This window comes from Shewanella sp. ALD9, from assembly GCF_002836315.1.
Lineage (GTDB): Bacteria > Pseudomonadota > Gammaproteobacteria > Enterobacterales > Shewanellaceae > Shewanella.
Map to the genome: position 1 here is coordinate 41,270 of NZ_PJCD01000004.1, position 13,891 is coordinate 55,160.

Sequence of the window (13,891 nt, forward strand, 5' to 3'; positions counted from 1 at the left end):
CTTACGATTTTGCTTTAGCGCTATTTAAAAATAACTGATATGCCGGGCTGTGGGTTTCTTCTTGATAAACGAAACCTAACTCCGTTAAAAACTGTGCAAATGCCACGTCGTCTTTAGCCGGAACTTCAAACCCAGTTAACACCCTGCCAAAGGCTGCCCCATGGTTACGGTAATGAAATAAACTGATATTCCATTTACTCTGTAAAGTGGTTAAAAACTTCAACAATGCCCCTGGATGCTCAGGAAATTCAAAACTAAACAAGCGCTCTTCTAGTGGCTCAAGTGGGTGACCACCAACCATATAACGCACATGTAATTTAGCGGTTTCATCTTGGGATAAATCTTGAACTTTAAAGCCTTCAGACTCAAGTTTAGCGATAATTTCGCTTAGCTCTACTTGGCCACCGGTAAGACGAATGCCGGCAAATACCACCGCAATGTCACGGCTACTAAAGCGATAGTTAAATTCGGTCATCACCCGTTTATCGAGTAACTCGCAAAAACGTAAAAAGCTGCCAGGCTTTTCAGGGATTTTTACCGCTAGTACCGCTTCTTTTTGCTCAGCTAATTCACAGCGTTCAGACACATAACGTAAACTATGAAAATTCACATTGGCGCCACTCAATATTGCCGCGACTTTTTTCGGTGCATTAATGGAGTCACCTTGTTGGGCCATGTATTTTTTAAGCCCAGCAATCGACAAGGCCCCTGCAGGTTCAGCTATCGCGCGGGTATCTTCAAAAATATCTTTTACTGCCGCACAAATTTCATCAGAAGTAACAGTAACCACTTCATCAACGTATTCACGCGCTAAGCGAAATGGCTCTGTACCAATGCGTTTAACCGCTACGCCGTCAGCAAACAAACCGACTTGAGCCAGTGTCACTGGTTCATCGGCTTCTAATGCCGCCTTTAAACATGCTGCATCTTCGGGTTCGACTCCAATGATCCTCACTTGTGGCATTACCGCTTTATAATAAGCCGCAATACCGGCAATTAAGCCACCACCGCCAACGGGCACAAACACGATTTCGATATCGCGTTGCTGCTGGACCATTTCTTGCGCAATAGTGCCTTGCCCCGCAATAACCGCTTCATCATCAAAAGGAGCGATATAAACACGCCCTTCTGTTACCGACAGATTCTTTGCATAGTCATTGGCTTGATCAAACGCCTGCCCATGAAGCACCACATTGCCACCTAAGCGTTTCACAGCATCAATCTTAATATCTGGCGTGGTACTAGGCATTACAATTACGGCATCAATACCGCGACTGGCAGCAGACATCGCTACCCCTTGAGCGTGATTGCCCGCCGATGCACACACCACACCTCTATCACACTCATCTTGAGTTAACGCTGCTATACGGTTGTAGGCACCACGTATTTTAAATGAATGCACAGGTTGCATATCTTCACGCTTTAAATACACCTGACAACCAAAGCGAGCAGACAATTTATTCATGCTCGACAATGGCGTCACTTTAGCCACATCATAAACAGACGACAGCAAAATTTTCTGTAAATAATAATGCGCTAAATCTAATTGAGTTTGAGACGCCAAAGCCAACATATTACCCCTCCAGCTTAGTGCGATCGCGTACAGCACCTTTATCAGCACTGGTTGCCAATAATGCATAAGCTTTAAGGGCTAATGACACATAACGCTCACGAGAAATCGGCTTCCAACCTAACGGGCCTTTAGCATCCATGGCAGTGCGACGCTGAGTCAGCTCTGCTTCACTAACATTTAATTGAATGCTACGCTTAGGAATATCAATGGCAATTTGATCGCCGTTTTCGATCAGTGCAATAGTGCCACCTGATGCTGCTTCTGGTGACACATGGCCAATAGACAAACCAGAAGTACCACCCGAAAAACGACCATCGGTAATTAACGCACATTTAGCGCCTAACCCACGCGATTTCAAATAGGTTGTTGGATACAGCATTTCTTGCATACCAGGGCCACCTTTTGGGCCTTCGTAGCGAATAACAACCACATCACCTTCAACCACTTCGCCGCCTAAAATACCGGCTACCGCATCATCTTGGCTTTCGTACACGCGAGCACTACCAACAAAAGTTAAATTAGACTCATCAACCCCTGCCGTTTTGACAATACAGCCATCAACGGCAACGTTACCTGACAATACGGCTAAGCCACCTTCTTGACTAAAGGCAAACTCACGCGAACGAATACAGCCATTTTCACGGTCGTCATCAACACTGTCCCAACGACAATTTTGGCTAAATGCTTTAGTGGTTGGAATACCTGCAGGGCCGGCACTAAAAAAGCGGATCACTGCTGGGTCGTTAGTCTGTTTAATGTCGTATTTAGCTAAAACTGATTTTAAATTACCACCATTGTCTGCGGCCACATGCGGTACATCGTTATGGATTAAACCTGCTCTATCTAACTCGCCTAAAATACCCATCACCCCACCAGCACGGTGAACATCTTCCATATGATATTTAGGCGTTGATGGTGCAACCTTACATAGATGAGGCACTAAGCGCGATATGCGATCAATATCCGCCATAGTAAAGTCAATTTCCGCCTCTTGCGCTGCAGCCACTAAATGCAACACTGTATTTGATGAACCGCCCATGGCAACATCAAGTACCATGGCATTTTCAAATGATTTAAATGACGCAATATTACGTGGTAATGCTGTTTCATCGTCATGCTTGTAATAACGTTCTGCCAACATCATCACGCGGCGACCTGCTTCTAAAAATAATTCACGACGGTCTTCATGAGTTGCGAGCATTGAACCGTTACCCGGTAACGACAATCCTAAGGCTTCGGTTAAACAGTTCATTGAATTAGCAGTAAACATGCCCGAGCATGAGCCACAAGTAGGACAAGCACTGCGTTCGATTTGCTTACTGTCTTCGTCACTGACATTAGAGTCTGCACCAGCGATCATGGCATCAACTAAATCAAGCTTAATAATTTGATCGGATAGCTTGGTTTTACCCGCTTCCATTGGCCCACCGGATACAAATACCACCGGAATATTTAACCGTAGCGCCGCCATTAACATGCCTGGAGTAATTTTATCGCAGTTAGAAATACACACTAATGCATCGGCACAATGCGCATTGACCATGTATTCAACACTGTCTGCAATTAACTCGCGCGATGGTAAGCTATACAGCATGCCGCCATGGCCCATCGCAATACCGTCATCTACGGCTATAGTATTAAATTCTTTGGCAATGCCGCCTGCTTCTTCAATGGCACCTGCAACCAATGATCCCATATTCTTTAAATGCACATGTCCAGGGACAAACTGAGTGAACGAATTGGCAATCGCTATGATAGGTTTACCAAAATCATTTTCTTTCACGCCAGTGGCACGCCATAGTGCGCGGGCGCCTGCCATGTTGCGGCCTTCGGTACTGGTAGCTGAACGTAATTTTGGCATTGCTAATATCCTTTGTTTAATGTGGTGCGCGCTATCGGTTTATTCACCTTATAACGACTAAAATAATCTCTAACTACATAATCTCTAACTAAATCGTGCTGGATTTAATCGTAAACTCTAGCCGTTGGCGACTTGGTTTAATGGTGCCGCCGATAGCACTTTACAGTGCGTGACATCAATTAATTTATCTAACTGGTTGCTGAGCAATTCAATGGCACGTTCGGCCTCAACCCATAAGTCGACCGCCATACTGGCGTCTTCATTAATGCGAACCTGCATTTGGGTGACTTTAAAACCACGATGGCGAGTAACACGTAGCACGCGTTCCAGTACTTCGGGACGTTGTTGAACGGTTATTTCTAATGCATGCATCATGTTTGCTTCTCCATTTGATCCATCATTTCACTATTACTCGCACCCGGTGGCACTAGAGGCCATACATTAAAAGCATCATCAATCGACACATGTAACATAAAAGGACCGCTACTATTCAACATATCATCTAACCCTTGTTCGACTTGATCCGCTCGCGTTATCGTTCGACCTGGAATATCAAACGCCGATGCCATCAGGACAAAGTTAGGATTGTCAGATAAATCTGTTTCACTGTAACGCTCTTCAAAAAATAACTGTTGCCATTGCTTAACCATACCCAGTTTTTGATTATCAATCAGTAAGATTTTTACCGGCAATTTACGACGCTTAATGGTGGTCAATTCTTGAACATTCATCATAAACGAACCATCACCAGAGACCGTGACCACTGTCGCATCAGGTCGGGCAACTTGTGCGCCAATAGCGGCAGGTAAGCCGAAACCCATAGTACCTAAGCCTGCACTGGATAAATGATCTTCAGGACGGCGGAACCACATGTGCTGCGCCACCCACATTTGATGCTGGCCAACATCACAAGCAACGACACTGTCTTCAGGAAGTTTATTGGCTAAACGGCGTAACATCGCTGGCGCATAAATTAAATCGCCCGGGTGTTGGTAATTCCATTGGTGCTTGCGGGATAACTCCTCCACATCAACTTGCCATTGAGCAATATCGAGTTTGCCAGCAACGGCGGCCGTTAGTGCAGGTAACACTATGCTAAGTTCAGCAGCTATCGCCACGTCAGCTTGACGTAACTTACCGATTTCGGCGGCATCGATGTCTAAATGCAATACTTTGGCATTACTGGCAAAACTCGCAAGCCGGCCGGTAACGCGGTCATCAAAACGTGCGCCTACTACCATTAATAAATCACATTCTTGCACAGCAAGGTTTGCCCCTTTGCCACCATGCATACCCAACATGCCTAAATAACCTTTAGTGCCATGTGCAATACTGCCCAAGCCTTTTAACGTTGCCACTGATGGAATGCCTGTGGTGTCGATGAACTGACGTAAATGCGCAACGGCGCCAGCCATACCCACACCACCACCAACATACAACATAGGCTTCTTAGCGTGCTTAATTAACTCTGCGGCGGCATCTAAGTCAGCCACCAGAGGCTGTAATTCATCAGTAACACTTTGAAGGGGGGTTTTATATTCTAATGCAGCAAGTTGAATGTCTTTGGGAATATCAACTAAAACCGGACCAGGACGTCCTTCTGCTGCAATTTCAAAAGCCCGATATAAGGTAGGAATAAGCTCATTGATGTCGGTAACCATAAAACTGTGTTTGGTGCATGACAACGACATACCTAATACATCTATCTCTTGGAATGCATCGGTACCAATAACACTGGTAGACACTTGGCCCGTTATGGCAACTAACGGAACCGAGTCAAGTAAAGCATCGGCAAGTGAGGTGATTAAATTAGTGGCTCCTGGGCCAGATGTTGCAAAGCACACCCCGGTTTTACCACTAGCACGAGCATATCCCACGGCAGCAAACGCGGCACCTTGTTCATGACGGCTAAGCAAGTGCTCTACAGGACCGCCATAAAGGGCATCATAGATTGGCATAATCGCCCCACCAGGATAACCAAATACGGTTGTTACACCATGTGCTGCTAGTACTTTGATTACTGCATCCGCGCCGCGCATTTTCTGTCCTGCTTCCATATGTTGCTCTCTACTTCGTCAATGGTTCTGCTGCTCTACTGTGTAATATTGTTTTTTTGGTTTTACTTAAGCCTAAAACTAAAAAACCCCCGGTCCTTTCGGAGCGGGGGTTTTTGCAATCTGTGTGACTCTTAGGTCAGTCTAGTTGCCAAAACGCCACCCCCGCTGTGACTTAATAATCACTACGGTAATAATTTCGAGAATGAGAATGGCTGTGTGGTTTAACATGTTTTAGACTGTATCCTAAGTTTCTAGTATTAATTCGTTTGGTTATGTTCAAATAACATTACGGTATAACTAACAAGTACCATAAAAGATTTATCCAGCACAACTAAAAAATTGCCATTATAAAAAAAATTCAGCTTCCCTGCCGAGACAATGCAAACAACAACAAAAACTTAACACATGAGTTCAACGAATAAATAATTAGAACTCAATCTAACAATTTGTTTTTTCAGCGTCCTAATCAATGACATTAGGACGTTTCGATTGATGCCTGTCCGACAACGACAACATAAACATGTTGCAAAAAACACTGAACAGGTACTTCACCAGTGACCTTATACGTTAGCTCGCTTCAACAATACTTTTCATATCGGTCATGTAACCACGTAACTCAGCGCCGATATACTCAACCTCTGTATTACGAATTTGTTCATTGACGTCGATTAAGCGAAGGTTATCAACACCTGTTGCTTGATCTTTAAGTCCAGCACCTAAATACTCAGATGGCATAGCGTTAACATAATCACGTAACATAGGTACCGCTGCATGGTTGAATAAGTAACAACCGTATTCAGCCGTATCCGAAATAACCACGTTCATTTCATATAAACGCTTACGTGCAATTGTATTGGCAATCAACGGTGTTTCATGTAGCGATTCATAATAAGCCGACTCTTCAACAATGCCTGCTGCAACCATGGTATCAAATGCCAGTTCAACACCCGCTTTGATCATTGCCACTAAGAAAATACCTTTGTCGAAATAGGTTTGTTCATCGATATGTTCAGATGACACTGGCGCATTTTCAAATGCGGTTTCGTTGGTTTCAGCTCTCCAACGCAACAAGTTAGTGTCATCATTAGCCCAATCTTCCATCATAGTGCGAGAGAACTCACCGCTGATAATGTCGTCCATGTGCTTTTCAAATAATGGCTTAAGGATAACTTTCAACTCTTCAGCCATATCAAATGCTTTGATTTTAGCTGGGTTTGATAAGCGGTCCATCATGTTGGTAATGCCGCCGTGCTTAAGCGCTTCGGTAACAGTCTCCCAACCTTGCTGAATTAACTTGCCGGCATAACCAGGTTCAACACCATCAGCGACCATTTTCTCGTAACCTAAAATGGCACCCGTTTGTAACATGCCACACAAAATGGTCTGCTCGCCCATCAAATCTGACTTAACTTCAGCCACAAACGATGACATTAATACACCGGCGCGGTCGCCACCGGTAGCACTGGCATAAGCTTTAGCAATCGATAAGCCATCACCATTCGGATCATTTTCTGGATGCACTGCAATCAATGTTGGCACACCAAATCCACGCTTGTATTCTTCACGGACTTCCGTAGCAGGGCATTTTGGCGCAACCATAACCACAGTAATGTCTGGACGAACTTGCATGCCTTCTTCAACGATATTGAAACCATGCGAATAAGATAACGTAGCACCTTGCTTCATTAATGGCATAACCGCATTAACGACGTTAGTGTGTTGTTTGTCTGGTGTAAGGTTTAACACTAAATCAGCCGCAGGAATAAGTTCTTCAAAGGTGCCGACTTTAAAGCCGTTATCGGTGGCTTTTTGCCATGAAGCACGCTTTTCAGCAATGGCTTGCGGACGTAAGGCAAAAGAAATATTTAGGCCTGAGTCACGCATGTTTAAACCTTGGTTAAGGCCTTGTGCGCCGCAACCTAAAATCACGATGTTCCAATCTTTAATATATTGGCAACCGTCACTGAATTCAGTACGGTCCATAAAGCGGCATTGTGCTAATTGAGCTAATTGTTGACGTAAATTCAGAGAGTTAAAATAGTTAGCCATCTGATACCACCTATAAAATTTAGTAATTTGGGACTCAACATCTTATAAGTCAGCGACCTTAAGCGTTGTGATTGAAGTCACTATAGCGCATGCATATGATTGCTTAAAATGATATATTCGGGACATGACGTTGCAATTAATGCAACATGGAATGCTTAACCTAATATTTAACTTACACTCAACTTAATGCGTACTTGAAGGTGCTGTGATGGATATCCGTTCACTTAAAATGTATTTACACTTATGCGATAGCCTGCATTTTGCCAAAACGGCGGAGCAATCGCATGTTAGTCCGTCAACCTTAAGCCGTGCGTTGCAGCGGTTAGAAGAGGAACTGGGCAGTAAATTATTTGACCGAGACAATCGAAGCGTCACGATTACCCACGCAGGCGTTGAATTTAAACGTTTTGCAGAGCAAACATTATCGGAATGGACCCAGCTGCGCAGTCGAATTGACCCAAGCCAACAGTTTTTACATGGCAATCTTAATTTGTACTGTTCAGTTACCGCAGCTTATAGCCATTTACCGGCACTGTTAGATCGGTTTAGACGTGAGCATCCCCATGTCGATATCAATCTCAACACGGGAGATCCAGCCAATGCGGTCAACCAAATTCAAAAAAATCGCGCCGATATCGCGATTATTGCATTACCGGAGGCGTTTCCAAGTAGCTTGCATTTTACTCCGATTGATAAAGTACCGATTTCCGTCATTGCGCCCACAATACAATGCCAAGTTCAGCAATGGGTAAACCAGCCAAAAATTGACTGGGCTAAACTGCCCTATATCGTACCGGACCATGGTCCCGGCAGAAAAAGGATTGATTTATGGTTTAAGCAAATGGGCATAAAACCTAATATTTATGCCCAAGTCTCTGGCCAGGAGGCGATTGTCTCTATGGTCGCGCTCGGCTGTGGTGTTGGTATTAGCCCAGAAGCGGTGATCCACAATAGTCCGGTACGCGATCGCATCCAAACCTTAGCTTCGCCAATCCCGATCCCGCCATTTGAATTAGGCTGTTGCTGCAAAGAAAAACGCACCAATGATCCAATCATTAGTGCGTTCTTAGACATCATTTAATGGTGCCGTGTAGATTGTTTAAGCTAATTGACTTAAGGCAGTGGCGGCATCTCAATATCTAACCGAGTAACCAGTAGTTGGTCGACTTTGTATGAGTCAATATCGACTACCTCAAATTTGTAACCTGCATAATTGACAAAGTCAGTACGTTTGGGGATTTTGCGCAACATATACATCATAAAACCAGCAATGGTTTCGTAATTTTGATTATGCGGAAACACTTCAATATTAAATGCTCGCATTACATCAGTAATCGGTGTCACCCCATCGACTAACCAAGAGTTACCATCACGGGCAACAATTTGTTCTTCACTTTCATGTAATGACCACGCGCCCATAACGGCACTTTGTAAATCATTGGTGGTGACTATGCCAACAACCAAAGCATATTCGTTCATCACCACCGCAAAGTCGGAACGATTATTCTTAAAATATTCCATCGACTCAGACAAGGTTAACGTATCTGGAATGATGAGGCAGTTATGCACTAACGTACTGCCTTTTAAGGTGATGTTCTCGCCGTTAATTACCCTAATCAGTAACTCTTTTGCATCAACAAAACCTTTGATCATGTCCAATTGACCATCACAAACTAAAAATTTGTTATGCGGGTTTTTAGCAATTTTCTGTTTGATGTCTTCTTCGCTGTCTTGCAGTAAAAAATACACTAAACTTTCACGTGCTGTCATTGCAGAGGTCACCGACACCGACTGCATTTCAAACACGTTTTCCATCATTTGTTGTTCGCCTTTATCCATCACCCCAGCTTCAGTACCGGCTGTCATCATGGCGTAAATATCATCATGGGTGACTTGGTCGTTACGTGCTGTAGGCACTTGCAATAATTTAAAAATTGCATTGGCCAAACCATTAAAAATCCACACAAACGGCTTTAATACTTTAATGCACAAAATAATTGGCATTACAAAAGTGACCGCGACTTGCTCTGGGATCACCATAGCAATTCGTTTAGGCATCAAATCAGCAAATAAAATAAACAACGAAGTGACCGTCACAAATGAACAAACAAAACTCAGCTGTAAACCCCACTCATTGCCCAATAAAGGCAACAGTAATTGTTCAAAATGAGGTCTAAAGGCTGATTCACCCACAATACCGCCCATAATCGCGACCGCATTGAGTCCGATTTGTACCACGGTAAAAAAACTGCCTGGATGCGCCTGAAGTTTAAGCACTTTTGCGGCACGTAAATCGCCCTCATCAGCCATTAATTGCAAACGCATTTTTCGTGATGCCGCGAGGGCAATTTCAGACATAGAAAAAAAACAACTAATGCCGATCAGGCACAAGATGATCAATAAATTATCAGAGAGGCTCATAGTTTACCTTTACCTGAATACTAGCCAAAATATCAGGAATGTATGTACATATCTTTGTTGCAAAATGGGCAAATGCAAGACCTCAGCCATTTATTAACATTCAAATTAATAAGGCTAATGATTCAATACAGATAGAAATAACGAGTGATGGAATATCATTATAGTGTTTCACGACAACAGACCTATTTATAATCGGTCCTTGTGAACGATAAAGCGACGGTATTCTACTCAACATCAGTCATTTAAACTAGCTTACAAGCACAACTTTATCTCACTTATTTAGCCTTTATCACGCAAAAAAAAACATCACTGCTAAACTGTAACCACCTCTTCATTTGTATATTATTCAAACAAAAGGAATTGTTGATGGCGATAGCCTGTGTATTTACTCGAGCAAGTTGTGGTGTAGAAGCGCCAAGAGTCACTGTTGAAGTTCATTTAAGCAACGGTTTACCCGCATTTAATCTAGTCGGACTGCCAGAAACCTCTGTCAAAGAAGCCAAAGAGCGTGTCAGAAGTGCGTTGATTAATGCGGGATTTGAATTCCCTCAAAAAAGAATTACCGTCAACCTAGCCCCAGCAGATTTACCAAAACAAGGTGGCCGCTATGATTTGCCTATTGCAGTCGGTATTCTCGCCGCATCAAATCAAGTTCCAGCTAAAGCGTTACACCAATGCGAGTTTGTTGGTGAGCTGGCTCTTTCTGGGCAAATTAGACCTTGCAGTGGATTATTGCCAGCCATTATTGCGGCACGTAATGATCAGCACCATTTTTTTATGCCCATCGAAAATAGACATGAAGCAGAGCTGGTTGGCTATAAGCACAGTTATTTTGTCGCTCACTTGCAAAACTTGGCGGCATTCCTACATGGCCAAGCACAATTGCCGTTACTCGATACCTTACCCGAGTGGATTGAAGAAGAACCTCTGGTGCAATCATCGCTATGTATGAGCGATGTTATTGGCCAATATCAGGCAAAACATGGGCTTGAAATCGCCGCAGCCGGAGGACATAACATGTTGTTTATTGGCCCCCCAGGGACGGGGAAAAGTATGTTAGCCAATCGTATTATTCCGTTATTGCCAAAACTCACTTACGATGAAGCCATTGAAGTAGCAGCGATTCATTCTGTCGCCGGATTACATGTACAACCGCAAAACTTCCTTAACCGCCCTTTTCGCTCGCCGCATCATACATCATCATCTATTGCACTTATTGGCGGCGGCAGCCATCCCAAACCAGGTGAGATATCATTGGCGCACCGTGGAATATTATTTCTTGATGAAATAGCAGAGTTTCCTCGTAAAGTATTGGATTGTCTGCGTGAACCTTTGGAAACGGGTCAAGTTGAGATTTCACGTGCGGCAGCAAAATTGACCTTCTTAAGTCGATTTCAACTCATTGCCGCAATGAACCCAAGCCCTTGTGGTGATACGGAGCGCGCACGTTCGACTCCAGATCAAATTCAGCGTTACTTATCACGTTTATCTGGGCCGTTTTTAGACCGCTTCGATTTAACCGTAGATGTTCCTAAACTTCCTGCTGGCACCTTAACCCAACAACACCAACCCAGTGAGTCCAGCGTTGAAATAGCTAAACGGGTCAAACAAGCACGCGATCTACAACTCAGCCGCGCTGGGGTATTAAACAGTGAATTAACCCCAAAACAACTCAAACAAGATGGCGCTATAACTCAACCAGATCTCGCTTTTTTGGAACAAAGTGTCGTGAGCTTAGGATTGTCTGTACGTAGTTTTCATCGGATTCAACGGGTATCTCGTACCATTGCCGACTTACAGCAATCCCCTACAACTGAGCGCAGTCACATAGCTCAAGCCCTTGGTTATAGGGCCATGGATCGATTACTGGCAAAATTGAATCAGCAATAAACGTAATTTAACCTATCGTATAGATTGAGCAAAACTGCGACTACGAGTAACATAGCCCTCCGTTTAATAGGAGAGAAAAATGTCGCTGCTTTCGAAAATCAAAGGTTCAATTGCATTCTTATGCTATTTATTTAATACCATTTTTTGGACCATCCCTATCTTGGCGTTCAGTATTGTAAAATTGATCCCGATTGGCATTTGTCAAAAAATATGTAGTTATATTCTCGATAATTGCGCTACTGCATGGATCAGTGTCAATACGATAGTAGAATCAATTTTTCATCCAATGCGTATCAATGTCACTGGCGACCAATCTTTTTCTGAACAAGAATGGTACATGGTTATTGCTAACCATCAATCGTGGGTCGATATCCTCATTTTACAGCGAGTATTTAACCGCAAAATTCCCTTTTTAAAGTTTTTCCTCAAACAAGAACTGATTTTTGTCCCAGTACTTGGCCTCGCTTGGTGGGCATTAGACTTTCCATTTATGCGCCGTTACAGCACCTCACAGTTGCGAAAAAATCCTAAATTGAAAGGTAAAGATATCGAGATTACTCGTAAAGCCTGTGAGAAATTTAAAACGAAACCTGTGAGTATTATGAACTTTGTTGAAGGTACTCGTTTTACGGCAGCTAAACATGATAAACAAGGCTCACCTTTTCAGCACCTTCTAAAACCTAAGGCTGGAGGAATGGCATTCGCATTATCCGCTATGGGAGAGCACATTAATAAACTGGTTAATGTCACCATATATTATCCAGATACCGTACCGACTTATTGGCACTATATTTGTGGTGGATTATCAGAGGTAAGAGTGGACATTAAAATCACTGATATTCCTCAGCGTATGCGTGGTGACTACCTAAAAGATCGCGAATTTAAAATTGAATTTCAAGAGCAGCTCAATCAACTTTGGCTAGATAAAGACCTGCAGTTACAAAATTTTGCGTCACAAGCAAAACAAGAGGGTTAACACAATATGCTGGCTTTTTTACCTGGTCCAATACTGTTTATTATCAGTCTGACGCTATTGATCATCAATACCATTGTATGGAGCTCATTATTAACCATTGGCGGTGTGGCTAAATTATTACTGCCGTTCTTGCCTGCTCGCCGATTATTAACGCGAATAATGAACCGTTTTATGTGGTCATGGGCCACATGCAATGGCGGTATTTTATATTTGATATCCAACATTGAATGGGATGTAAAAGGGTTAGAGAAACTCGACCCAAACGGTTGGTATTTACTGATCAGTAACCATGTCAGTGGCTTTGATATTGCAGCCCAAACGTATTTATTGCGTAACCATATTCCAATGTTGAAGTTCTTTTTAAAAAAAGAACTATTATATGTACCAATAATGGGCTTAGGTTGCTGGGCGCTCGACATGCCGTTTATGGATCGTACGAGTGCAGCAAAACTGAAAAAAAATCCTAAATTGAAAGGCAAAGATCTGCAAACAACCCGCAAAGCTTGCGAGCGTTTTAAGGACATGCCTACATCGATTATTAATTATGTTGAAGGCAGTCGGTTTACCGAAGAAAAACGACTACGTCAGAATTCACCTTATCGTCATTTATTACGTCCTAAAGCCAGTGGGATAGCTTTTACACTCTCAGCAATGGGCGAACAGTTTACCGGCCTGCTAAATATCACCTTGGTTTATCCTGAAACCTCGGAAAAAGTATTGGCGAATGTGATGCACGGACGCACTAAAAAAGTGGTGATCCGTATTGAAACTCTGCCCGTACCCAAAGTGGACTCAGAGGTCTACTTTTCAAGCCCAGAAACTCGTGTCGAATTTCAGCGGTGGTTAAATCAGCTTTGGCTTGAAAAAGATCAGCAAATAGATGACATAATAAAAGCTTACCAACAGCAGTAACTGCATTGAAGAGGTTAAACTGTCATAAAACCGACAAATGACGATTTTCTGTTGCGTTAAAGGTGTAAAACTGTCAGTTTTATAAGGAAAAAGAGTTTATCGATAACTCAATTGATAAAATTAATTAACAATTGAATGTGTAAGACTTAATG

General features: G+C 43.0%; 10 protein-coding genes. 4 read left to right on the plus strand and 6 right to left on the minus strand.

Annotated elements, in window-relative coordinates; translation table 11 throughout:
* Window position 1 precedes the first annotated feature (1 nt).
* From ilvA to ilvC, 5 genes are all read right to left on the minus strand, one after another.
* On the minus strand, window positions 2-1,573 hold the full coding sequence (ilvA, locus tag CXF88_RS13025; protein ID WP_101087263.1) for a threonine ammonia-lyase, biosynthetic: 1,572 nt from the start codon (window positions 1,571-1,573) through the stop codon (window positions 2-4).
* A gap of 1 nt (window position 1,574) precedes the next feature.
* Complete coding sequence (gene ilvD, locus CXF88_RS13030) at window positions 1,575-3,434, minus strand: dihydroxy-acid dehydratase (RefSeq protein ID WP_101087264.1); 1,860 nt, start codon at window positions 3,432-3,434, stop codon at window positions 1,575-1,577.
* Window positions 3,435-3,551: 117 nt separating this feature from the next.
* Complete coding sequence (ilvM, locus tag CXF88_RS13035) at window positions 3,552-3,809, minus strand: acetolactate synthase 2 small subunit (protein ID WP_011635912.1); 258 nt, start codon at window positions 3,807-3,809, stop codon at window positions 3,552-3,554.
* Window positions 3,806-5,491: an acetolactate synthase 2 catalytic subunit gene (gene ilvG / locus CXF88_RS13040; protein WP_101087265.1), complete on the minus strand. Its 1,686-nt coding sequence runs from the start codon at window positions 5,489-5,491 to the stop codon at window positions 3,806-3,808. Before ilvG ends, ilvM begins: the two co-directional genes overlap by 4 nt.
* 567 nt (window positions 5,492-6,058) lie before the next feature.
* Window positions 6,059-7,540, minus strand: a complete 1,482-nt coding sequence (ilvC, locus tag CXF88_RS13050; RefSeq protein WP_101087267.1) for a ketol-acid reductoisomerase — start codon at window positions 7,538-7,540, stop codon at window positions 6,059-6,061.
* A gap of 208 nt (window positions 7,541-7,748) precedes the next feature.
* Here ilvC and ilvY point away from each other — a divergent pair, with 208 nt between their 5' ends.
* Window positions 7,749-8,621 carry an HTH-type transcriptional activator IlvY gene (ilvY, locus tag CXF88_RS13055; protein WP_101087268.1) on the plus strand — a complete coding sequence of 291 codons (873 nt, stop codon included), beginning with the start codon at window positions 7,749-7,751 and terminating at the stop codon, window positions 8,619-8,621.
* Window positions 8,622-8,653: 32 nt separating this feature from the next.
* On the opposite strand, the gene CXF88_RS13060 is transcribed toward ilvY, so the two are convergent.
* On the minus strand, window positions 8,654-9,961 hold the full coding sequence (locus tag CXF88_RS13060) for a hemolysin family protein (RefSeq protein ID WP_101087269.1): 1,308 nt from the start codon (window positions 9,959-9,961) through the stop codon (window positions 8,654-8,656).
* Between the two features lie 366 nt (window positions 9,962-10,327).
* Here CXF88_RS13060 and CXF88_RS13065 point away from each other — a divergent pair, with 366 nt between their 5' ends.
* From CXF88_RS13065 to CXF88_RS13075, 3 genes are all read left to right on the plus strand, one after another.
* A complete protein-coding gene (locus CXF88_RS13065) occupies window positions 10,328-11,851 on the plus strand; it encodes a YifB family Mg chelatase-like AAA ATPase (protein WP_101087270.1) in 1,524 nt (507 codons plus the stop codon).
* Between the two features lie 79 nt (window positions 11,852-11,930).
* Window positions 11,931-12,827 carry an acyltransferase gene (locus CXF88_RS13070; RefSeq protein WP_101087271.1) on the plus strand — a complete coding sequence of 299 codons (897 nt, stop codon included), beginning with the start codon at window positions 11,931-11,933 and terminating at the stop codon, window positions 12,825-12,827.
* A gap of 6 nt (window positions 12,828-12,833) precedes the next feature.
* On the plus strand, window positions 12,834-13,739 hold the full coding sequence (locus CXF88_RS13075) for an acyltransferase (protein WP_101087272.1): 906 nt from the start codon (window positions 12,834-12,836) through the stop codon (window positions 13,737-13,739).
* Window positions 13,740-13,891 lie beyond the last annotated feature (152 nt).

What these genes read in the sequence shown, in the direction of transcription:
- ilvA (WP_101087263.1), bottom strand. Translation starts at nt 1,573, where the DNA reads ATGTTGGCTTTGGCGTCTCAAACTCAATTAGATTTAGCGCATTATTAT.
- ilvD (WP_101087264.1), bottom strand. Translation starts at nt 3,434, where the DNA reads ATGCCAAAATTACGTTCAGCTACCAGTACCGAAGGCCGCAACATGGCA.
- ilvM (WP_011635912.1), bottom strand. Translation starts at nt 3,809, where the DNA reads ATGATGCATGCATTAGAAATAACCGTTCAACAACGTCCCGAAGTACTG.
- ilvG (WP_101087265.1), bottom strand. Translation starts at nt 5,491, where the DNA reads ATGGAAGCAGGACAGAAAATGCGCGGCGCGGATGCAGTAATCAAAGTA.
- ilvC (WP_101087267.1), bottom strand. Translation starts at nt 7,540, where the DNA reads ATGGCTAACTATTTTAACTCTCTGAATTTACGTCAACAATTAGCTCAA.
- ilvY (WP_101087268.1), top strand. Translation starts at nt 7,749, where the DNA reads ATGGATATCCGTTCACTTAAAATGTATTTACACTTATGCGATAGCCTG.
- CXF88_RS13060 (WP_101087269.1), bottom strand. Translation starts at nt 9,961, where the DNA reads ATGAGCCTCTCTGATAATTTATTGATCATCTTGTGCCTGATCGGCATT.
- CXF88_RS13065 (WP_101087270.1), top strand. Translation starts at nt 10,328, where the DNA reads ATGGCGATAGCCTGTGTATTTACTCGAGCAAGTTGTGGTGTAGAAGCG.
- CXF88_RS13070 (WP_101087271.1), top strand. Translation starts at nt 11,931, where the DNA reads ATGTCGCTGCTTTCGAAAATCAAAGGTTCAATTGCATTCTTATGCTAT.
- CXF88_RS13075 (WP_101087272.1), top strand. Translation starts at nt 12,834, where the DNA reads ATGCTGGCTTTTTTACCTGGTCCAATACTGTTTATTATCAGTCTGACG.